Source organism: Streptomyces sp. NPDC126499 (assembly GCF_040302485.1).
Lineage (GTDB): Bacteria > Actinomycetota > Actinomycetes > Streptomycetales > Streptomycetaceae > Streptomyces.
On sequence record NZ_JBEOUO010000024.1, the window covers coordinates 1 to 21,041 of the forward strand.

Annotated in this window: 20 protein-coding genes; 10 read left to right on the forward strand and 10 right to left on the reverse strand. The window is 72.0% G+C overall.

What is annotated here, in order from left to right; translation table 11 throughout:
* Positions 1-623: 623 nt before the first annotated feature.
* The 3 genes from gabT (at position 624) to ABTZ91_RS27885 (ending at position 3,503) form a co-directional block, all read left to right on the forward strand.
* Entirely contained in the window at positions 624-1,958 is a 1,335-nt protein-coding gene (gene gabT, locus ABTZ91_RS27875; protein WP_352079977.1) for a 4-aminobutyrate--2-oxoglutarate transaminase, read from the forward strand.
* Between the two features lie 337 nt (positions 1,959-2,295).
* Entirely contained in the window at positions 2,296-2,844 is a 549-nt protein-coding gene (locus ABTZ91_RS27880; protein ID WP_352079978.1) for a phosphatase PAP2 family protein, read from the forward strand.
* On the forward strand, positions 2,841-3,503 hold the full coding sequence (locus tag ABTZ91_RS27885; protein ID WP_352079979.1) for a hypothetical protein: 663 nt from the start codon (positions 2,841-2,843) through the stop codon (positions 3,501-3,503). Before ABTZ91_RS27880 ends, ABTZ91_RS27885 begins: the two co-directional genes overlap by 4 nt.
* On the opposite strand, the gene ABTZ91_RS27890 is transcribed toward ABTZ91_RS27885, so the two are convergent.
* The 8 genes from ABTZ91_RS27890 to ABTZ91_RS27925 all read right to left on the reverse strand — a co-directional run bounded on the left by ABTZ91_RS27890 (position 3,488) and on the right by ABTZ91_RS27925 (position 13,217).
* On the reverse strand, positions 3,488-5,293 hold the full coding sequence (locus ABTZ91_RS27890; RefSeq protein WP_352079980.1) for a glycoside hydrolase family 18 protein: 1,806 nt from the start codon (positions 5,291-5,293) through the stop codon (positions 3,488-3,490). The genes ABTZ91_RS27885 and ABTZ91_RS27890 overlap by 16 nt on opposite strands.
* A 108-nt stretch (positions 5,294-5,401) precedes the next feature.
* Positions 5,402-5,908 carry a hypothetical protein gene (locus ABTZ91_RS27895; protein ID WP_352079981.1) on the reverse strand — a complete coding sequence of 169 codons (507 nt, stop codon included), beginning with the start codon at positions 5,906-5,908 and terminating at the stop codon, positions 5,402-5,404.
* 126 nt (positions 5,909-6,034) lie between these two features.
* On the reverse strand, positions 6,035-7,462 hold the full coding sequence (locus ABTZ91_RS27900; RefSeq protein ID WP_352079982.1) for an FAD-binding oxidoreductase: 1,428 nt from the start codon (positions 7,460-7,462) through the stop codon (positions 6,035-6,037).
* A gap of 37 nt (positions 7,463-7,499) precedes the next feature.
* Entirely contained in the window at positions 7,500-8,294 is a 795-nt protein-coding gene (locus ABTZ91_RS27905) for an ABC transporter permease (RefSeq protein ID WP_352079983.1), read from the reverse strand.
* Positions 8,294-9,220 (reverse strand): ABC transporter permease, encoded by a 927-nt coding sequence (locus ABTZ91_RS27910; RefSeq protein ID WP_352079984.1) that lies wholly within the window; start codon positions 9,218-9,220, stop codon positions 8,294-8,296. Before ABTZ91_RS27910 ends, ABTZ91_RS27905 begins: the two co-directional genes overlap by 1 nt.
* The gene (locus ABTZ91_RS27915; protein ID WP_352079985.1) at positions 9,217-10,365 is read right to left on the reverse strand and encodes an ABC transporter ATP-binding protein; all 1,149 of its coding nucleotides are present in this window, start codon (positions 10,363-10,365) and stop codon (positions 9,217-9,219) included. The genes ABTZ91_RS27910 and ABTZ91_RS27915 overlap by 4 nt, the downstream gene beginning before the upstream one ends.
* Positions 10,366-10,405: 40 nt before the next feature.
* Positions 10,406-11,653 carry a spermidine/putrescine ABC transporter substrate-binding protein gene (locus ABTZ91_RS27920; protein WP_352079986.1) on the reverse strand — a complete coding sequence of 416 codons (1,248 nt, stop codon included), beginning with the start codon at positions 11,651-11,653 and terminating at the stop codon, positions 10,406-10,408.
* A gap of 49 nt (positions 11,654-11,702) precedes the next feature.
* A complete protein-coding gene (locus ABTZ91_RS27925) occupies positions 11,703-13,217 on the reverse strand; it encodes a gamma-aminobutyraldehyde dehydrogenase (RefSeq protein WP_352079987.1) in 1,515 nt (504 codons plus the stop codon).
* A gap of 175 nt (positions 13,218-13,392) precedes the next feature.
* Here ABTZ91_RS27925 and ABTZ91_RS27930 point away from each other — a divergent pair, with 175 nt between their 5' ends.
* Positions 13,393-13,983, forward strand: coding sequence for an NADAR family protein (locus tag ABTZ91_RS27930; RefSeq protein ID WP_352079988.1), 591 nt, complete (start codon positions 13,393-13,395; stop codon positions 13,981-13,983).
* A gap of 9 nt (positions 13,984-13,992) precedes the next feature.
* On the opposite strand, the gene ABTZ91_RS27935 is transcribed toward ABTZ91_RS27930, so the two are convergent.
* Positions 13,993-14,637 (reverse strand): DUF4190 domain-containing protein, encoded by a 645-nt coding sequence (locus ABTZ91_RS27935; RefSeq protein WP_352079989.1) that lies wholly within the window; start codon positions 14,635-14,637, stop codon positions 13,993-13,995.
* A gap of 75 nt (positions 14,638-14,712) precedes the next feature.
* Here ABTZ91_RS27935 and ABTZ91_RS27940 point away from each other — a divergent pair, with 75 nt between their 5' ends.
* From ABTZ91_RS27940 to ABTZ91_RS27965, 6 genes are all read left to right on the forward strand, one after another.
* A complete protein-coding gene (locus ABTZ91_RS27940) occupies positions 14,713-15,738 on the forward strand; it encodes an adenosine deaminase (RefSeq protein WP_352079990.1) in 1,026 nt (341 codons plus the stop codon).
* A 19-nt stretch (positions 15,739-15,757) separates the two neighbouring features.
* Positions 15,758-16,483, forward strand: a complete 726-nt coding sequence (locus ABTZ91_RS27945) for a glycerophosphodiester phosphodiesterase (RefSeq protein WP_352079991.1) — start codon at positions 15,758-15,760, stop codon at positions 16,481-16,483.
* Positions 16,480-17,304 carry an SAM-dependent methyltransferase gene (locus tag ABTZ91_RS27950; RefSeq protein ID WP_352079992.1) on the forward strand — a complete coding sequence of 275 codons (825 nt, stop codon included), beginning with the start codon at positions 16,480-16,482 and terminating at the stop codon, positions 17,302-17,304. Before ABTZ91_RS27945 ends, ABTZ91_RS27950 begins: the two co-directional genes overlap by 4 nt.
* Positions 17,304-18,485, forward strand: coding sequence for a histidine kinase (locus ABTZ91_RS27955; protein ID WP_352079993.1), 1,182 nt, complete (start codon positions 17,304-17,306; stop codon positions 18,483-18,485). The genes ABTZ91_RS27950 and ABTZ91_RS27955 overlap by 1 nt, the downstream gene beginning before the upstream one ends.
* Positions 18,482-19,186: a response regulator transcription factor gene (locus ABTZ91_RS27960; RefSeq protein WP_352079994.1), complete on the forward strand. Its 705-nt coding sequence runs from the start codon at positions 18,482-18,484 to the stop codon at positions 19,184-19,186. Before ABTZ91_RS27955 ends, ABTZ91_RS27960 begins: the two co-directional genes overlap by 4 nt.
* A 96-nt stretch (positions 19,187-19,282) precedes the next feature.
* Positions 19,283-20,452 carry a serine hydrolase domain-containing protein gene (locus ABTZ91_RS27965; RefSeq protein ID WP_352079995.1) on the forward strand — a complete coding sequence of 390 codons (1,170 nt, stop codon included), beginning with the start codon at positions 19,283-19,285 and terminating at the stop codon, positions 20,450-20,452.
* On the opposite strand, the gene ABTZ91_RS27970 is transcribed toward ABTZ91_RS27965, so the two are convergent.
* Complete coding sequence (locus ABTZ91_RS27970; protein WP_352079996.1) at positions 20,418-20,999, reverse strand: hypothetical protein; 582 nt, start codon at positions 20,997-20,999, stop codon at positions 20,418-20,420. The genes ABTZ91_RS27965 and ABTZ91_RS27970 overlap by 35 nt on opposite strands.
* Positions 21,000-21,041 lie beyond the last annotated feature (42 nt).

Consider the following 21,041-nt stretch of genomic DNA (forward strand, 5'->3'; position numbering starts at 1 on the left):
CGGGGGGTGGGCGGCCCGCCCCGACCCCAGTGGACGTCGCGGCCCCCCGGCCGGCCGGGGGCCCGGGTGCCGAGCCGGCGCAGGGTACGTCCGGGGGCCCGCGCCCCGGCCGGCCGCGGGACCTGCTCACCCCTCGGCGCCCGGCCGGGGCGCGAGCCGCCGTACGTACCCTGCGCCGGCTCGTCACGCGGACCCGCGTCCGGCCGTGGGACCTCGACGTCCTCTGGTGTCGGGGCGGCACGCCGACCCGCGTCCGGCCGCGGGACCCGCTCCGTCCGGGGGGCACGCTCCGTTCCGGGGGCGGGGTCCGGACGGTCGTCGTGTGTGCCGGGTGCGCCCTGCGTGCCCTCGAACTCCATGACCCCTGTCCCCCTGGCCCTTCACTCTGCCGCGCCGCGCGCCGCCGCGTCGCCGTCCGACGCCCCAATCTAGGGCCTCGCGCGCGGATCATGCCCCGGATCGGGCCGACGGCGTGGAGACGGCCGGGACAACAGCGCGTATGGCCGATACGGACAAGGACACGCCGGGACCACTCCCATCCGTAGCATGCGCGGGGACACCGGCCGCGCCTAGCCTGCGGAGGAAACCCGCAAGTGCGTCCAGAACACCCCCAGGAGCCCCGCATGAACGCTGTCCCGCAGGAGCGGCGCGTCGTCACCGCCATTCCCGGCCCGAAGTCGCAGGAGCTTCAGGCCCGCCGTCTCGACGCGGTCGCCGGTGGCGTGGGCTCGGTGCTGCCCGTCTTCACCAAGCGGGCCGGCGGCGGCGTCATCGAGGACATCGACGGCAACCTGCTGATCGACTTCGGTTCCGGCATCGCCGTGACCTCGGTCGGCGCCTCCGCCGAGGCCGTGGTGCGCCGCGCCACCGCCCAGCTCGCGGACTTCACCCACACCTGTTTCATGGTCACCCCGTACGAGGGCTACGTCGAGGTCTGCGAGGCCCTCGCCGAGCTGACCCCGGGCGACCACGCCAAGAAGTCCGCGCTGTTCAACTCGGGCGCCGAGGCCGTCGAGAACGCGGTCAAGATCGCGCGTTCGTACACCAAGCGCCAGGCCGTCGTGGTCTTCGACCACGGCTACCACGGCCGCACCAACCTCACCATGGCGCTGACGGCGAAGAACATGCCGTACAAGCACGGCTTCGGCCCGTTCGCCCCCGAGGTCTACCGCGTGCCGGTCGCCTACGGCTACCGCTGGCCCACCGGCCCGGAGAACTGCGGCCCCGAGGCCGCCGCCCAGGCCATCGACCAGATCACCAAGCAGATCGGCGCCGAGAACGTCGCCGCGATCATCATCGAGCCGGTGCTCGGCGAGGGCGGCTTCATCGAGCCGGCCAAGGGCTTCCTCCCGGCGATCGTGAAGTTCGCCAACGACAACGGCATCGTCTTCGTCGCGGACGAGATCCAGTCCGGCTTCTGCCGCACCGGCCAGTGGTTCGCCTGTGAGGACGAGGGCATCGTCCCGGACCTGATCACGACGGCCAAGGGCATCGCGGGCGGTCTGCCGCTCGCCGCCGTCACCGGCCGCGCCGAGATCATGGACTCCGTCCACGGCGGCGGCCTCGGCGGCACCTACGGCGGCAACCCGGTCGCGTGCGCCGGTGCGCTGGGCGCCATCGAGACCATGAAGGAGCTCGACCTCAACGGCAAGGCCAAGCGCATCGAGGAGGTCATGAAGGGCCGCCTCGCCGCCATGCAGGAGAAGTACGAGATCATCGGCGACATCCGTGGCCGCGGCGCCATGATCGCCATCGAGCTGGTGAAGGACCCGGCGACCAAGGAGCCGAACCCGGAGGCCGCCGGCGCGCTGGCCAAGGCGTGCCACGCCGAGGGCGTCCTCGTCCTCACCTGCGGCACCTACGGCAACGTGCTGCGCTTCCTTCCGCCGCTGGTCATCGGCGAGGACCTGCTGAACGAGGGCCTGGACGTCATCGAGGCGGCGCTGGCCCGTATCTGACGGCCGGAAGACCGCTTCTGACACCCTGTGTGAAGAAGCTGTGGGGGGCCGATGGCGGGATGGCGATCCGGCTGTCGGTCCCCTTCTTCGTGCCGTACGGTTTCCGCAGATGAGAGAAACACCCCGGGCGGAGCCTCCCCAGCCCCGCCCGCACCGTGCCTTCGCGCACACCACTGGAGCCCTGCGCTCCGGAACTCCTCACCGATCGGATGGCCGCCCGCCCCACACCCCCCGGGGCGCGCGGCAACCCGGTCAAGGCGACCGCCCCGGAACCACCCCCCCTGTTCCGGGGCGGTCGGCTGTCCTCCGCGCCCTCGTCGCCCTCGCCGTCCTCGCCGTGTGCACCTGGCAGGTCCTGGTCCACGGCCCCCTCGCCCGCCTCGACGAGCGCGTCTCGCGCGCCCTGGTGGACACGGTCCCGCGCGCGGTCTCCGAGCCCGCCGCCGACCTCGGCAACCTGACGGTCGCGCTGCCGGTCCTGGCCTGCGCGATGGCGTACGCGGCCTGGCGGGGCCGCCGCGCGGCCGCCGCGTTCGCGGGCCTCGCCATGGCCCTCGTCCCGCTCCTGGTCGTCCCGCTGAAGCTCTGGACGGCCCGCCCCGGGCCCCTGGAACCGTGGGCCCACGGCTACTTCCCCTCGGGCCACACGGCGACGGCGATGGTCGCCTACGTGAGCGCCACCTTCCTGGTGTCCCGCCGCCTGCTGCCCCTCGCCGTACTCCTGACCGCCCTCACCGCCACCGGCCTGGTCCTGCGCGGCTTCCACTGGCCCCTGGACGTCCTGGCCTCCGTGGCCCTGTGCCTGCCCCTGCTGCACTGGCCCGCCCTCGCCGCGCGGTACGGTCGCGTCGCCCCGCCCGCGACACCCGCACCGGAGAAGAGATGACGATCCACCGGCCCGGCCTCCCGACCGACCTGCCCGGCCCCGACCTCCTGTGGACGCGCTGGGCCCTGGCCGCCGTCGTGCAGGCCACCACCGAGGCGGAGGACGACGGCGTCCACCGGACCGGCGTCTGGATCGACGACGAGGGTCTGCACCTCGACGACTGCGGCTGCACCTGGTGGACCTTCTCCCGCGTGGGCGAGGGCCGTTACGTGCTGTTCGGCGAGGACGAGTCGAGCGGCTGCAAGTGGTACGAGCCGCCGGTCGACATGCTGGCGGGCGGCCCGGACTGGCTCCCGTACGAGGAGCTGCGCGACCGGCTCGCGGGGAACGAGCTGGGCTGCGTCTACTGGTACGAGGACGGCGCCTGGGGCCGTGCCCCGTACCCGGAGGACCTGGACGACGACGGCCTGGACTGCGGGATGAGCCGGTTCGTCTTCCGGGCCGAGACCCTGCTCCTGCTGGCCGACCACGTGGCGTACGACCGTCCGGCGGCGGAGCTCCTCATGGCCGCTGCCGAAGGGCACCGCCTGACGCCGGAGTTGCTGGCGGCGCACGTCGTGGCGGAGGACCGCGGCGACCCGGACCTTCCGGCGATGGTCCGGGCGCTGCGGCGTACGGGTCTGGACCGCGAGGCCGAGGCCGGTCAGCTCCAGGCGTAGGCGTCGAAGTTCCGGCTGAACTCCTGCTGGTGGAAGCGGTCCCAGTTGATCGACCAGGTCATCAGGCCGCGCAGGCCGGGCCAGGTGCCGTGGGTCTGGTACGTGCCGCAGTTCGCCTTCTTCGTCAGGCAGTCCAGGGCCTTGTTCACCTCGGCCGGCGGGGTGTGGCCGTTGCCGGCCTGGGGGGAGGCGGGCAGGCCGATGGCGACCTGGTCGGGGCGCAGGGCCGGAAAGACGCGGCCGGTGTTGCCGGCGACGGGGAAGCCGGTGAGGAGCATGTCGGTCATGGCGATGTGGAAGTCCGCGCCGCCCATGGAGTGGTACTGGTTGTCGAGGCCCATGATCGGACCCGAGTTGTAGTCCTGGACGTGGAGCAGGGTGAGGTCGTCGCGCAGGGCGTGGATGACCGGCAGGTAGGCGCCGGCGCGCGGGTCCTGGCCTCCCCAGGGGCCGGATCCGTAGTACTGGTAGCCCAGCTGGACGAAGAAGGTCTCCGGCGCCATGGTCAGCACAAAGTCGTCGCCGTAGCGGGCCTTCAGGGTCTTCAGGGCCGCGATGAGGTTCACGATGACCGGGGACGTCGGGTTGCGGAAGTCGGTGTCGCCGGTCTGGAGCGACAGCGAGTGGCCCTCGAAGTCGATGTCGAGGCCGTCGAGGCCGTACTCGTCGATGATCTTCGACACGGAGGAGACGAAGGTGTCGCGGGCGGCGGTGGTGGCCAGCTGGACCTGGCCGTTCTGGCCGCCGATGGAGATGAGGACCTTCTTGCCGGCGGCCTGCTTGGCCTTGATGGCCGCCTTGAAGTCGGCGGCCGGCTCGACGTTCGGGCATTCGGTCGCCGGGCACAGACGGAAGCGGATGTCGCCCGAGGTCACCGTGGTCGGTTCGCCGAAGGCGAGGTTGATGACGTCCCAGGAGTCGGGGACGTCGGCCATGCGGGTGTAGCCGGAGCCGTTGGCGAAGCTCGCGTGGAGGTAGCCGACCAGGGCGTGGGCGGGCAGACCGCCGCCGGGGTCGCCTCCGCCTTCGGAGGCGGTGGTCACGGTCAGGGGGGTGGACTTCGCCGATTCGCCGGCGCTGTTGGCGGCGGAGACCTGGAAGGTGTACGCGGTGGCGGGGCTCAGGCCGGTGGCCGTGTACGCGGGGGTGGTGACGGTCGCGAGGGGGAGGCCGTCCTTGTGGACCCGGTACGAGGTGGCGCCGGGGACCGCGGGCCAGGTCAGCGTCACCGAGGTGGCGGCCGGGGAGCCGGCCGTGAGGCCGGTGGGGGTCGCCGGTGTGCCGACGGGGTCGCCGCCGGGGCCGAGGAGGGACAGGTCGTCGGCGAGGTAGGCGCCGGTGCCGTACCAGCCGTGGGTGAAGACGGTGACGGAGGTCGTCCGGGGGCCGGTGGTGAAGGTGGTGGCGAGCCGCTGCCAGTCGGGGGCGGACTGGGTCCAGGTGGTGACGTCGGTGGTGCCGGTGCCGGTGGCGCCCAGGTGCACGTAGCCGCCGCGGACCCAGCCGCTGAGCGTGTAGGTGGAGTCGGGCTTCACGCTGACGGTCTGCGAGCAGCGGGCGTTGTCGCTGCCGGCCGGGGTGGCGCGCAGGGCCTTCGTCCCGCCGTGCACGGGCGAGGTGACGACGGCCCCGCTGCCCGCCGTACAGCTCCATCCGTCCAGGCCGGCCTCGAAGCCGCCGTTGCGGGCGATCTCGGTGTCGGCGGCCTGGGCGGTGGGGGTGAGCGCCGTGAGTCCCGCGGCGGCGAGCACTCCGGCCAGCAGGAGGGTCAGGGGTCTGGGGCGGTCCACAACTGCCTCCGGGGGTGGGGGAATCGAGGTGGAGCGCGCCACAGCATGGTCCAGACCAATCAGGTGGTCAAGTCCTCTGACCGCGGCCCGTATCCGGCCGCGCACGCCTCAGGCTCCTCCCGGTCCGCGGTCCTCCCCGGCCAGCCGGCCCGCCGCCTCGTGCATGGCGAGTTCGAGCAGCGCGGCGTCGGTGAGCGTGCCGGCCGCGTCCGGTGTCACCAGCCAGCGCACCCCGCCGCCGGTCACCCGCCCCGGATAGGGGACGACGATCCAGGTCCCGGCGCCCGCGCTGCGGACGCCGGTGCCGAGCCACCGGGTGGCGGTGCCCGGCGGGACGAAGAAGCCCATCCGGGCGTCGCCGAAGTCGGTGAGGACCGGGCCCGGCCGGTCCACCAGCCGGGTCAGCACGTCCAGGGTGGGGTAGCCGAGCTCGGCCGGCAGGATCAGCACGTCCCACCGCCGGCCGGCGGGCAGCAGGGCGACCCCGTGCGGATTGCGCTCCCACTCCCAGCGGCAGGCGTCGGGATCCGGCGCGACCGAGGCGAGCCACTCCACCGCGGTCCTGGCCTCCCCGGCCCCGGCGCCCGCACCCGTCCCCGTCCCCGTACCCGTCATGGCGAAAGCCCTCTCTCTCGGTCGGGACCCGCGCTCGCGGTGTCCGTACGGAGAGAGAGGGCTCACGCGTCGCTATGACGCGGGTTCACCACCCCAGTGGTGTGACCTGGGTCACACCTCGTCGGATCAGCTGTCGAAGCCGAGGCCGAGCCGGTCCATCGCCTTCAGCCACAGGTTCCGCCGGCCGCCGTTCTCGTCGGCGCGGGCCAGCGACCACTTGGTGAGCCCGATGCCCGCCCAGGCGATCGGCTCCGGCGGGAACGGCAGCGGCTTGGAACGGACCATCTCCAGCTCCGTCCGCTCGGTCCGCTCCCCCGCCAGCAGGTCCAGCATCACGTCCGCGCCGAAGCGGGTGGCGCCCACGCCGAGGCCCGTGTAGCCGGCCGCGTACGCCACCTTGCCCTGGTACGCCGTACCGAAGAAGGCCGAGAAGCGCGAGCAGGTGTCGATCGCGCCGCCCCAGGCGTGGCTGAAGCGCAGGCCCTCCAGCTGCGGGAAGCAGGTGAAGAAGTGCTGGGCGAGCTTGAGGTACGTCTCCGGGCGGTGGTCCATCTCGGCGGCCACCTTGCCGCCGAAACGGTAGACCGCGTCGTAACCGCCCCACAGGATGCGGTGGTCGGCGGTGATCCGGAAGTAGTGGAACTGGTTCGCGGAGTCGCCGAGCCCCTGCCGGTTCTTCCAGCCCACCGACGCCAGCTGCTCCGGCGAGAGCGGCTCGGTCATCAGCGCGTAGTCGTACACCGGGACGACGTAGTGCCGCACCCGCTTGACCAGCGACGGGAAGACGTTGGTGCCGAGGGCGACCCGGCGGGCCGCGACCCGGCCGTACGGGGTGCGCACGGCCATGCCGCCGCCCGCACCGCCCGCGGAGACCAGGTCGAGCGCCGGGGTGTTCTCGAAGATCCGCACCCCGAGGTCGAGGCAGGCCCGCTTGAGCCCCCAGGCCAGCTTCGCCGGGTGCAGCATGGCCACGCCCCGGCGGTCCCACAGGCCGCCCTGGAAGGTCGGCGAGTCGACCTCGGCGCGCACCGCGTCCCGGTCCAGGAGTTCGAGGCCGCCGGCCAGGCCGAGCCGGTCGGCCTCCTCGTACCAGGCGTGCAGTTCGTCGACCTGGTAGGGCTCGGTGGCCACGTCGATCTCGCCGGTGCGCTCGAAGTCGCAGTCCAGAAAGTAGCGGGCGACGGTCTCCTCGATGGCGTCGAGGTTCCGCTCGCCCATCCGCTCCAGTCGCGCGAGCTCGCCCGGCCAGCGGGCGAGGCCGTTGCCGAAGCCGTGGGTGAGGGAGGCGGCGCAGAAGCCGCCGTTGCGGCCCGAGGCGGCCCAGCCCACCTCGCGGCCTTCGATCAGGACGACGTCCCGGGAGGGGTCGCGCTCCTTGGCGAGGAGCGCGGTCCACAGTCCGCTGTAACCGCCGCCGACCACGAGCAGGTCGCACCGCTCGGTGCCGGTGAGGGCGGGCAGGGCTCCGGGCTTGCCGGGGTCTTCCAGCCAGAAGGGGACGGGCTGGGCGTCGGAGAGAGATCGTGCAGCGAGACGCATGGCGACTGGGGCCATGGTTTCCAACTCCTTCGGTGCCCGACCGGAAGGCCGGTCAGGCCGTTGCTGTTTTCCTGCGCCGGTTCGAGATGATCTGGCCGGCCACGACGATCACCACCGCGAGCACGAACATCGCGGTGCCGATCACGTTGATCTGCACGGGGGTTCCGCGCTGTGCCGAGCCCCAGACGAACATGGGGAAGGTCACGGTGGAGCCCGCGTTGAAGTTGGTGATGATGAAGTCGTCGAACGACAGCGCGAAGGCGAGCAGCGCGCCGGCGGCGATGCCGGGGGCGGCGATCGGCAGCGTGACCCGCAGGAAGGTCTGCACGGGACCGGCGTACAGGTCGCGTGCCGCCTCCTCCAGACGCGGGTCCATGGACATCACGCGCGCCTTGACCGCCGTCACGACGAACGACAGACAGAACATGATGTGGGCGATCAGGACCGTCCAGAAGCCCAGCTCCGCGCCCATGTTGAGGAACAGGGTGAGCAGCGAGGCGGCCATGACGACCTCGGGCATCGCCATCGGCAGGAAGATCAGCGAGTTGATCGCGCCGCGCGCCCGGAAGCGGTAGCGGACCAGCGCGAAGGCGATCAGCGTGCCGAGGACGACCGCGCCGGCCGTGGCCCACGCGGCGAGCTGGAGCGAGAGGGTGAGCGAGGCGCACAGGTCGGCGACGCCGCAGGGGTCCTTCCAGGCGTCCAGCGAGAACTGCTGCCAGGCGTAGTTGAAGCGCCCGTTCGGCTTGTTGAAGGAGAACGCCATGACGACGACGTTCGGCAGGATCATGTACGCGAGCGTGAGCAGACCCGCGATGGCGACCAGGTTCTTCCGGAGCCACAGCATCAGACCAGGTCCTCCGTTCCCGCGCGGCGGATGTAGACGGTGACCATGAGCAGCACGATCGCCATGAGGATGAACGACAGGGCGGCGGCCGTCGGGTAGTCGAGGACCCGCAGGAACTGCGACTGGATGACGTTGCCGACCATCTTGGTGTCCGTCGACCCGAGGAGTTCGGCGTTGACGTAGTCGCCGCTCGCCGGGATGAAGGTGAGCAGGGTGCCGGAGACGACGCCGGGCATGGACAGCGGGAAGGTCACCTTGCGGAAGGTGGTGGCCGGGGAGGCGTAGAGGTCCTTGGCGGCCTCGTGCAGCCGGCCGTCGATCCGCTCCAGGGAGGTGTAGAGCGGCAGGATCATGAACGGCAGGAAGTTGTACGTGAGTCCGCAGACCACCGCCATGGGGGTGGCGAGGACCCGCTCGCCCTCGGTCCAGCCGAGCCAGCTGGTCACGTCGAGGACGTGCAGCGCGTTGAGGACGTCCACGACGACGCTGTCGTCGGCGAGGATCGTCTTCCACGCGAGCGTGCGGATCAGGAAGCTGGTGAAGAACGGCGCGATGACGAGCACCAGCAGGAGGTTGCGCCACCGTCCGGCCTTGAAGGCGATCAGGTACGCCAGCGGGTAGCCGAGCAGCAGGCACAGCAGGGTCGCCGTGCCCGCGTACAGCAGCGAGCGGACGAACTGCGGCCAGTACTCCGTCAGGGCGTCCCAGTAGGTCTGGAAGTGCCAGGTGACCTGGAAGCCCTGCTCCAGGGAGCCGGTCTGCACGGAGGTCGAGGCCTGGTAGACCATCGGCAGCGCGAAGAAGACGAGCAGCCAGAGGATGCCGGGCAGCAGCAGCCAGTACGGGACGAGCCGTTTGCGGGTGGCGGGTTTGCGCGGCACCGGTGCGCCCACCGGCGGCGCCTCCTTCGTCAGCAGGGCGCTCATGAGGCGTCCTCCACCGTCTCCACGCCCGCGTCGATGTCCTGGGCGGCGTCGAGGCCGAAGGTGTGGGCCGGGTTCCAGTGCAGGACGACCTCGGCGCCCGGCACGAGCCGCGTGTCGCGCTCGATGTTCTGCTCGTAGACCTGGAGCTCGGCGCCGGCCGGCGAGTTCACCACGTACTGGGTGGAGACGCCGATGAAGGAGGAGTCGACGATCCGGCCGGTGACCCGGTTGCGGCCCGCGCCGATCTCCCCGGCGTCGTCGGCGTGCGCCAGCGAGATCTTCTCGGGCCGTACGCCCACGAGCAGCTTCCCCCCGGCCCGGACGTCGGGGGTGCAGCGCTCGCCGGGCACCGTGAGCCTGCCGCCGCCGGCGGTGACGAGGACGTCGCCGCCGGTCTCGACGACCTCGGCCTCGATCAGGTTGGAGGTGCCGAGGAAGTTGGCGACGAAGGTCGTCCTCGGGTTCTCGTACAGGTCGGCGGGGGCGCCGAGCTGCTCGACCCGGCCGCCGTTCATGACCGCGACCTGGTCGGCCATGGTCATGGCCTCCTCCTGGTCGTGGGTGACGTGCACGAAGGTGATGCCGACCTCGGTCTGGATGCGCTTCAGCTCCAGCTGCATCTGGCGGCGCAGCTTGAGGTCGAGGGCGCCGAGCGGCTCGTCGAGGAGGAGGACCTGCGGGTGGTTGATGAGCGCGCGGGCGACGGCGACGCGCTGCTGCTGGCCGCCGGAGAGCTGGTGCGGCTTGTGGCGGGCCTTGTCGCCGAGCTGGACGAGCTCCAGCATCTCGTCGACCTGCTTCTTCACCGACTTGATGCCGCGTCGGCGCAGGCCGAAGGCGATGTTCTCGGAGATGTCCATGTGCGGGAAGAGCGCGTAGGACTGGAAGACGGTGTTGACGGGCCGCTTGTACGGCGGCAGGTCCGTCACGTCCCGGTCGCCGAGGAAGACGCTGCCGGAGCTGGGGTCCTCCAGGCCGGCGATCATCCGCAGGGTCGTGGTCTTGCCGCAGCCGGAGGCGCCGAGCAGGGCGAAGAAGGACCCTTGCGGGACGGTGAGGTCGAGCGGGTGCACGGCGGTGAAGGAGCCGTAGGTCTTGCTGATGCCGGTGAGACGGACGTCGCCGCCGGTGGTGGTGTCGGTCATGGGTGGATTCCCGGGTTCGTTGAGGTAAGGGACGACGGCCTCAGGCGCCGATGAGCTTGGCGAACTTCTCCTCGTACGCCGTCTCCTCGGCGCTGCTGAGCGAACGGAAGGCCCGCGACTTCGCGGCCATCGCCTTGTCCGGGAGGATCAGCGTGTTGTTCGCGAGGTCGGGGTCGATCTTCGCCAGCTCGTCCTTCACCCCCTCCACCGGGCACACGTAGTTGATGTAGGCGGCCAGCTGGGCCGCGACGGGAAGCTCGTAGTAGTAGTCGATGAGCTTCTCCGCGTTGGTCTTGTGCCGGGCCTTCGCCGGCACGAGCAGGTTGTCGCTGGAGGTGATGTAACCGGCGGCCGGGATGGCGAACTTGATGTCGGGGTTGTCCGCCTGGAGCTGGATGACGTCACCGGCCCACGCGAGGCAGGCCGCCAGGTCGCCCTTGTCGAGGTCGGAGGTGTAGTCGTTGCCGGTGAAGCGCCGGATCTGCTTGGTGTCGACGCCCTTCTGCAGGCGCCCGACGGCGGCGTCGAAGTCGGCGTCGGTGAAGGAACCGGGGTCCTTGCCCATGTCGATGAGGGTCATGCCGACCGAGTCGCGCATCTCGGTCAGGAAGCCGACCCGCCCCTTGAGCGAGGGGTCGTCCAGCATCTGGCTGACGGAGTCGACCTTCTTCCCGCCGGTCGCCTTGCTGTTGTAGGCGATGACCGTGGAGATGCCGGTCCACGGGTACGAGTAGGCCCGGCCCGGGTCCCAGTCGGGGCGGCGGAACTGCGAGGACAGGTTGGCGTAGGCGTTCGGGAGGTTCGCCGGGTCGAGCTTCTGCGCCCAGCCGAGCCGGATGATGCGGGCGGCCAGCCAGTCCGTGACGCAGATCAGGTCGCGGCCGGTGTCCTGGCCGGCCGCGAGCTGCGGCTTGATCTTCCCGAAGAACTCGACGTTGTCGTTGATGTCCTCGGTGTACCTGACCTTGATCCCGGTCCGCTTGGTGAAGGCCTCCAGGGTCGGGCGGGACTTCTCGTCCTCGCTGACGTCCATGTACTCGGTCCAGTTGGAGAAGCTGAGCGTCTTCTCCTTGGCCGAGAAGTCCGTGGACGCCGGGCCTTCGCCCTCGCGCTTGGCGGGCGGGATGCCACAGGCGCTCAGGCCGGCGAGGCCGCCGACGGTGAGCGCGCCGACGCCTCCGGCGCGCAGCACCGAACGGCGGGTGAGGGCGCCCCGGCCGCTCGTCAGGCTGCGCCGCATCGCCGCTTCCTGCGCGGCGGACAGGCTGTCCGGCTGGTACTGCTCCATGCGCTGTGCCCTTTCGGGATGGGTTCGCCGCTGGTCTGACGGCTGTTTGCTATCGGTCCCCGAAGATCGTGCGGTGCCAGTCCTTCGCGGCGACCGCCGTGTTGTCGTACATCACGTGCTTGACCTGCGTGTACTCCTCGAAGGAGTACGCGGACATGTCCTTTCCGAACCCGGAGGCCTTGTAGCCCCCGTGCGGCATCTCGCTGATGATCGGGATGTGGTCGTTGACCCACACGCATCCCGCCTTGATCTCCCGCGTGGCCCGGTTCGCCCGGTAGACGTCACGGCTCCAGGCGGAGGCGGCGAGCCCGTACGGGGTGTCGTTGGCGAGCCGGATGCCCTCGTCGTCGCCGTCGAAGGGCAGGACCACCAGGACCGGTCCGAAGATCTCCGACTGCACGACCTCGCTGTCCTGCGGGGCTCCGGTGATCAGGGTGGGCCGATAATACGCACCATCCTTGAGCGGGCCACCAGGGGCTTCGCCGCCGGTGACGACGGTGGCGTAGGCCCGCGCCCGCTCGACGAAGCCCGCGACCCGGTCCCGCTGGACGTGGCTGATGAGCGGCCCGAGGTCGGTCGAGGGGTCGAAGGGGTCGCCGAGCCGTACGGTCTCCATGAGTTCCGCGACCCGGGCGACGAAGGCGTCGAACAGCGGGCGCTGCACATAGGCACGGGTGGCGGCGGTGCAGTCCTGGCCGCTGTTGATCAGGGAGGCGGCGACGGCACCGTGGGCGGCGGCCTCCAGGTCGGCGTCGTCGAAGACGAGGAAGGGCGCCTTGCCGCCGAGTTCCAGGTGCAGCCGCTTGACCGTGGCGGTGGCGATCTCCGCGACCCGCCTGCCCACCCCGGTGGAGCCGGTGAACGAGGTCATGGCCACGTCGGGGTGCCCGACCAGGTGCTCGCCGGCGACCCGCCCGGCGCCGGTCACCACGTTGACCACGCCGTCGGGGATGCCGGCCTCCTTGGCGGCCTGGGCGAACATCAGCGAGGTCAGTGGCGTCAGCTCGGCCGGCTTCAGCACGATGGTGTTGCCCGCGGCGATCGCCGGGAGGATCTTCCAGGCGGCCATCTGCAGCGGATAGTTCCACGGGGCGATGGACCCCACCACGCCGACCGGCTCCCGCCGTACGTACGAGGTGTGGTCGCCGCTGTACTCCCCCGCCGACTGCCCCTGGAGGTGCCGGGCGGCGCCGGCGAAGAAGGCGGTGTTGTCCACCGTCCCCGGCACGTCGAACTCGGTGGTGAGCTTGAGGGGCTTGCCGCACTGGAGGGACTCGACCCGGGCGAAGTCCTCGGCCCGCTCGGCCAGCACCCCGGCGAGCCGGTGCATCGCGTCGGACCGCTCGCCGGGCGTGGCCCCCGCCCAGCCGCCGAACGCCTCCTTGGCGGCGGCCACCGCCTCGTCCACGTCGGCGGTGGAGGCCAGCTCGTACGTGTGGACGCTCTCCCCGGTCGCCGGATCGATCACGCTGTGGTGCTGTCCGGAGGTTCCGGCGCGAAGCCGGCCCCCGATGTACTGCGCGCCGTCCGCGAAGCGATCCGACACCTGGAAGCGGTTGACCATGACGCTCTCCGTTGTTCCAGCTCGAGTTGAGTGCCGATCCTGACAGAGCCGTACAACCCCAACAAGGGATTCCGTTGTTGCCTTTTGATTACGCGACGGAATCGGTCGACCATGTGTCGAGGCTGGCGGGAAATTGCCGTACGGAGTGTCCGTGGCCCCTGACAAAGTGGCATGCATGAACGATCTCGACACGTTGAAACACCAGGTCAGAACAGGAGCGAAGATCAAATGGCTGCACTTCTGGGGCCACCGGCCGCGCCCTGACGGACAGCTCTCGGCGAGCTGTCTGAGCCAGTGGTGGCCCTCGCCCTTCGCGGTGGACGGGGTGCGCTACGCGACGGCCGAGCACTGGATGATGGCGGAGAAGGCGCGGCTCTTCGGGGACGCCGAGGCGGAGGCGGCGGCCCTCCAGGCGCCCACCCCGGCGCAGGCGAAGAACGCCGGCCGGCTGGTGCGCGGCTTCGACGAGGCCGTCTGGGAGGAGCACCGCTTCGGCATCGTCGTGCGGGGCAGCGTCCACAAGTTCTCGTCCGAGCCCCTGCGCGCCTTCCTCCTCGGCACCGGTGCGCGCGTCCTCGTGGAGGCGAGCCCCCTGGACCGCGTCTGGGGCATCGGCCTGGCCGCGGACGACCCGCGGGCCTTCGACCCGGACCGGTGGCGGGGCCTGAACCTCCTCGGCTTCGCGCTGATGGAGGCGCGGGAGAGGCTGCGCGGGACGGGAGCGGGGGACGTTCCGGCTCCCGGAACGTCCCCCGCGTCGGCCTGACGCCCGCCGTCAGCGGGCGGCGGAGGAGACGGTGAGGCTCGTCGCCCAGGGGTCCTCGGAGTTGTCAAAGGCGTCCGGGTTGGTGGCGACGGCCCAGAGGAGGAAGCCCACGACGGCGCCGACCAGCGTGCCGATGGCGCCGAGCACGATGCCCGCGATGGCCATGCCCCGGTTGGTGGCCTCGCCCCGGTTGGCCTTCTTCAGGCCGATGACGCCGAAGATCAGCGCCAGGATGCCGAGGATCGCGCCGAGCCCGTAGAAGCAGAAGCCGGCCACGGCGATGATGCCGAGGACCATGGCGGCCGTGCCCATGCCGTTGGACGGGGACTGCTGCCAGCCCGGCTGACCGTAGCCGGTCCCGTAGCCCGGATACGCGGGGGCCGGCGGATAGCCGTAGCTCGTGCCCGCGCCCATCGTCGGCTGCGGCGCGACCGGCTGCACCGGCGGCGTCGGCTGCCCGAAGCCGCCGCCCGGCGCGACGGGCGGAGGCGGAAGCTCGACGCCGGACGCCATGGTCGGCTGGTCGTGCACCGGCGACGCGGGCGCCCCCGGCGTACCCGGCGCCGTCCCGCCCGTCGCCCCCTTGCTCAGTTCGACGCCGTCCTGGTTCGGCGGAGCCCACGGGTCCACCGGCTGGTCGCTGTTCTCAGACATGGGCCTCCCCCATCGTGGTCACGCCATGCTACGACCTCGCCCTTCCGGGGGAACGGTCCGGCCTACGATGACCTGATGACCGACCTGCATTCCTTCATCGCCGGGCTCCCCAAGGCGGAGCTGCACGTCCACCACGTGGGCTCCGCCTCGCCGCGGATCGTGGCGGAACTGGCCGCCCGGCACCCGGACTCCAAGGTTCCGACGGATCCTGAGGCCCTGGTGGACTACTTCACGTTCACGGACTTCGCCCACTTCATCGAGGTGTACCTGTCCGTCGTGGATCTGGTGCGCACCCCGGAGGACGTGCGCCTGCTGACCTTCGAGGTCGCCCGGGACATGGCCCGGCAGAACATCCGCTACGCGGAGCTGACCATCACCCCGTACAGCTCGACCCGTCGTGGCATCGACGAGCGCGCGTTCATGGCGGCGATCGAGGACGCCCGCAAGGCCGCCGAGGCGGAGCTCGGGGTGGTCCTGCGCTGGTGCTTCGACATTCCGGGTGAGGCGGGTCTGGAGGCGGCGGAGGAGACGGCGCGGCTCGCGGTGGACCTGCGTCCCGAGGGTCTGGTGTCCTTCGGTCTGGGCGGCCCGGAGATCGGCGTGCCGCGTCCGCAGTTCAAGCCGTACTTCGACCGGGCGCGGGCGGCCGGTCTGCGCTCGGTGCCGCACGCGGGCGAGACGACGGGCCCGGAGACGGTGTGGGACGCCCTGAAGGAGCTGGGTGCGGAGCGCATCGGCCACGGTACGAGCTCGGTGCGGGACCCGGAGCTGCTCGCGTACCTGGCGGAGCACCGGATCGCGCTGGAGGTCTGCCCGACGTCGAACATCGCGACGCGGGCGGTGGAGCGCCTGGAGGACCACCCGATCCGGCGGATGGTGGAGGCGGGGGTGCTGGTGACCATCAACAGCGACGATCCGCCGATGTTCGGCACGGACCTGAACAACGAGTACGCGGTGGCCGCGCGCCTGCTGGACCTGGACGAGCGGGGTCTGGCGGCGCTCGCGAAGAACGCGGTGGAGGCGTCGTTCCTGGACGAGGCGGGCAAGCAGCGGCTGGCCGGGGAGATCGACACGTACACGGAGCGGTGGCTGTCGGCGTAGTCGTCAGCAGAATGGGGGCATGGCCTCCCTGACGCCCGTGCCCCCGCCGCCCCCGTCCGCCTCCGTCACCGTGGTGGCCCACCGCGGCGACCCGTACCGCGTCCGCGAGAACACCGTCCCGTCGATCCTGTCCGCGATCCGGCGGGGCGCGGACGCGGTGGAGGTGGACGTGCGGCTGACGAAGGACGGCGTGCCGGTGCTGCTCCACGACGACACCCTGAAGCGGTTGTGGGGCCATGACCGGCCGCTGGCGGCGCTGACCGTGACCGAGCTGAAGGAGCTGACGGGCGGCGGGGTGCCGACGCTGCGCGAGGCGCTGACCGCGGCCGGGGAGCACCGGCTGATGCTGGACCTGCCGGGCGGGGACGAGGGCTCGGTGCGCACGGTCGTCGGCACGGTCCGGGAGTGCGGGGCGGCACAGCGCGTCTTCTACTGCGCGGGGGGCGTGGCGATGCTCCAGGTGCGGGCGGCGGATCCGGACGCGGAGATCGCGCTGACCTGGAACACGCTGGCCCCGCCGCGCCCGGTGCTGCTGGACGCGGTGCGCCCGCGCTGGCTGAACTACCGTTTCGGGCTCGCGAGTCGCGAGCTGGTGGAGCGGGTGCACCGGGACGGTCTGCTGGTGTCCGTGTGGACGCCGGACACCCGGCGGTCGATGCGTAAGCTGATCGGGAACGGGGTCGATTCGATCACGACCAATCGGGTCGACGCCTTGGCCGCCGTCCTTCGAAAGGCCCGTCGATGACCGACCTCGACCCCCCTCACGACCTCGACGCCTCCGGCACCCTCCACGACCGCATCCGCACCGACATCGCCCACAACGCCCGGGTGTGGAACTACTGGCTGGGCGGCAAGGACAACTACCCGGTGGACCGGGAGGTCGGCGACCGGGTGACGGCGTTCCATCCGAGCATCGGGGCGGTGGCGCGCGCGGACCGGGCGTTCCTGGGGCGTGCGGTGACGCATCTGGCGGGCGAGGCGGGGGTGCGGCAGTTCCTGGACATCGGTACGGGGCTGCCGACGGCCGACAACACCCATGAGGTGGCGCAGCGGGTGGCGCCGGACGCGCGGATCGTGTACGTCGACAACGACCCGATCGTCCTGACGCACGCGCGCGCCCTGCTGACGGGGACGGCCGAGGGCACCACGGAGTACGTGGACGCGGACGCGCACGACCCGCGGCGGATCCTCGCGGCGGCGGCGCGGACGCTGGACTTCTCGCGGCCGGTGGCGGTGCTGATGCTGGGCATCCTGAATTTCGTCCTGGACACGGACGAGGCCCGTTCGATCGTCCGCACCCTGATGGACGCGGTGCCGTCCGGCAGTCATCTCGTCCTCACCCACCCGACGTACGACGCGGATCTGGGCGGCGAGGCGAACGTGGCCGCGATGGAGTTCTGGAACGCCCACGCCACCCCGCCGATCACCGCGCGCGGCCGGGCCGAGTTCGCCTCCTTCCTGGAGGGGCTCGACCTCCTGGAGCCGGGCATCGTGTCGTGTGCGCGCTGGCGTGCGCCGGAGGCGGCCGAGGTCGCGCAGTTCGGTGCGGTGGGCCGCAAGCCGTAATGGGAGCGGGGCGGATACGCGGGGTCGGGGAGCTCAGGGCCCGGGGAACGGCGTGGGGCGCGGCCAATCCGTGGGTGGTGGACATCGGGATCGCGCTGCTGGTGCAGGCGGCGATGACGATGCCGTTCGTGGTGCCGCGCGCGCCGGATCTGCCGCCGGCGACCTGGCAGGCGTACGGGCTCACCACCCTCACCGTCGTGCCGCTGGTGTGGCGGCGCCGGGCGCCGCTTGCCGTGCTGTGCGCGATCGTCGCGACGAGCGGCCTGTACCGGCTGGCGGGCGAGGGGCCCGGGCAGCCGCTGCCGTACACGGGCCTGGTCGGTCTCTACACGATCGCGGTGCTCTCGCCCGCCCGGAAGCGGCTGGCGGCGGGGCTCCTTGTCGCCGCGGCGGTGCCGGTGTCCGTGTGGCTCAACAGCCGGTCGATGCGCGAACTGACCTTCTCGCTCTTCGTGTTCGGGGCCGCGTACGTCTTCGGGCGGCTGACGGACGCCCGGCAGCGGGCGCACCGGGTGGAGGCGGAGCAGGCGGCGGCCCGTGAACGGGCCAGGATCGCGCGGGAGATGCACGACATCCTGTCGCACGCGGTGAGCCTGATGATCGTGCAGGCGGAGGCGGGCCCGGTGGCGGTGCGGTCGGCGCCGGAGCGGGCGGAGGCCGCCTTCGACGCGATCTCGGAGACCGGCCGGGACGCGATGGTCCAGCTGCGGCGGATGCTCGGCGTGCTCCGGGAGGACGAGCTCGCGCCGGAGGCGCCCAGGGGGCCGCAGCCCGGTGTGGGCGAGCTGCCGGAGCTGGTGCGGCGGGTCCGGGCCGGGGGCCTGGACGTGCGGTACGGCACGGCCGGCACCGTGCGCCCGCTGCCGGCGGCGACGGGGGCGGCCGTCTTCCGGATCGCCCAGGAGGGGCTGACGAACGTGGTCAGGCACGCGCGGGCGTCCTCGGCGTCCGTGCTGCTCGTGTACGGGGAGGACGAGGTGGAGGTCCGGGTGACGGACGACGGGCAGGGCCCGCGGCCGGGCCGGTCCGGCGGCCACGGCCTGGTGGGGGTGCGGGAGCGGGCGGCGGCCCACGGCGGCTCGGCCCGGTCGGGTCCGGGCCCCGACGGCACGGGCTTCGAGCTGCGCGCGGTGCTCCCGCTGACGCCCGCGCGCGCGGCACGGGAGGTGGGGACGGCATGACGATCCGTGTGGTGGTGGCGGACGACCAGGAACTGGTGCGCAGTGGGTTCGCGCTGATCCTGGACGTCCAGGAGGACATCGAGGTGGTCGCCGAGGCGGGGGACGGAGCCTCGGCCGTCGACGCGGTGCGCCGGCACTCCCCCGATGTGGCGCTGCTCGACATCCGGATGCCGGTGATGGACGGCATCGAGGCGTGCCGGGCGATCAGCGCCGGGTCGGCGTGCCGGACGGTGATGCTGACGACCTTCGACACCGACGAGTACGTGTACGAGGCGCTGCACGCGGGCGCCAGCGGCTTCCTGCTCAAGGACGTGCGGCGGGACGATCTGGTGCACGCGGTGCGGGTGGTGGCGGCGGGCGAGGCGCTGCTCGCCCCGTCGGTGGCGCGGCGGCTGGTGGAGCAGTACACGGCGGGCGGTCCGCGGCGGCGTGATCCGCGCCTGGAGGCCCTGACGGCGCGGGAGCGGGAGACGCTGCTGCTGCTCGCGCGGGGCCTGTCGAACGCGGAGATCGCGGCGGAGCTGGTGGTGAGCGACCACACGGTGAAGACGCACGTGGGGAACGTGCTGGCGAAGCTGGGGCTCCGCGACCGGATCCAGGCGGTGATCTGCGCGTACGAGACGGGTCTGGTCACGGCGGGCGCTCCCCCGGCCGGGGGAGGCCGGGGCGCGGGTGCCTCCCCCGTGTGGGCGAGGAACTGACCGGGCGGGGACCGCCGGTGCGGGCGATCCGCGGATCGCCGCGGGTCGACAGGATGAGGCCGTCGAGAACAACGGCTCACATCACTGGAGTTGACCATGAGGAAGTCCACCCGCGCTCTGCTGGCCACGGCCCTGGTTCTGGGTGTCGCGGGCGGCCCGGCGCTCGCCCCGGCGTTCGCCGCCGGCCCCGCGGCCGTGGCGGTGGCGACGGCCCCGGCGCCTGACCTGAGCGCGGTGATCGCGGGCCTGCCGAGCGCGGACGCGACGGCGGCCCTGGTGCGGATCGGCGGCACGGAGGGTGCCTGGCAGGGCAGTTCGGGCGTGCGGGACCTGGAGTCGATGCGGCCGGCGGATCCGGCCGGGCGCTTCCGGGCGGGTTCGGTGACGAAGGTGTTCACGGCGGCGACGGTGCTGCGGCTCGCCGCCGAGGGGCGGATCGACCTGGACCGCTCGGCCCGCTCGTACCTGCCGGAGCTGATCCCGGGCCGCTACGCGAGGGTGACGGTCCGCCAGCTCCTCAACCACACGCACGGCATCCCGGGCGCGGACTTCCCGGGCACCACGGTGGAGGAGAAGTACGCGCACCGCTTCGACGTGCACGCGCCCGAGGACATCGTGCGCTCGGCGACGTCGAAGCCGCGCGAGTTCAAGCCCGGGACGCTGCAGCACTACACGAACATCGGCTACACGATCGCCGGTCTGATCGTGGAGCGGGTCACCGGCGACACGTTCGAGCACCAGGTGGAGCGGCGGATCCTGCGTCCGCTCGGGCTGCGGGACACCTTCTTCCCGGGGACGGACCCGCGGATCGCGGGCCCGTACAACCACGGCTACCAGAGGATGCGGCTCGACGACGGGACGACCGGGCTGCGGGACGTGTCGGTGTGGGGCGCGACGGACGGCTGGGCGGCCGGGGACCTGATCTCCACCACCGCCGACCTGGAGCGGTTCACGCGGGCCCTGTTCGCGGGGGCGGTGGTGCGCGGGCCGCTCCTGGAGGAGATGTTCACGCTGCCGAGGGCGGCGGACTTCAAGAGCGGTGACCCGGCCGCGTACTCGGTCGGCCTGTCGATGAAGAGGCTGGGCGGGCGCGAGGTGTGGGGGAAGACGGGTGGCCGCTGGGGTTACAACACGGCCATCGCGTCGACCCGGCACGGGGAGCGGACCCTCGTCTACAGCGTCAACGCGACGGACGCGAAGGGCCAGGACATGAACGCGGTGGCGCTCGGGATCATGCTGGCGACGTACGGCCTTCCGTCGGACTGACCGCCGGGGCCGCCGGGGCCGCCGCCGTCGCCTGCGGGCCGGTCGCCGCCTCCAGGCGCCGGATCAGCCGGTGGACGGCGAGCAGCGGCAGGATCCCGATGACGCCGAACGACATGTCGATCACGGACCACCAGAAGGGGATGCCGCGGATCGGCCCGCAGATCAGGGCGAGCGGGATGATCCCGGCGCAGGCGATCATCCCGAACTGGACGACCCAGATGTTGCGCACGGGGTCGCGGTAGGGCCCGTAGAAGGCGACGGCGATCACGAGGTGGGCGAAGGCCAGCCAGTCCGTGCCGTACAGGAGGAAGGGGTAGCGGGCGTCGGCGGCGTCGAGACCGTCCCGCACCCGCCCGATCCACTCCAGGAGCCCGGGGAAGAGGTCGGCGAGCGGGGCGGCCCAGGACGTCAGGGCGCTCTCGGCCCAGCGGAGTTCGGTGACGAGCGGGAACGCGGTGGCGCCGCTGAGCACCAGGCAGACGATGAAGACGACCAGCCAGACGCGGATGCGCTTGAGGAGGGCCCTGGGCCCGTTCGTGTCGCTCATGAGGGCACCCTACGCCCCTCATGAACGTGTTCAAAAACGGGG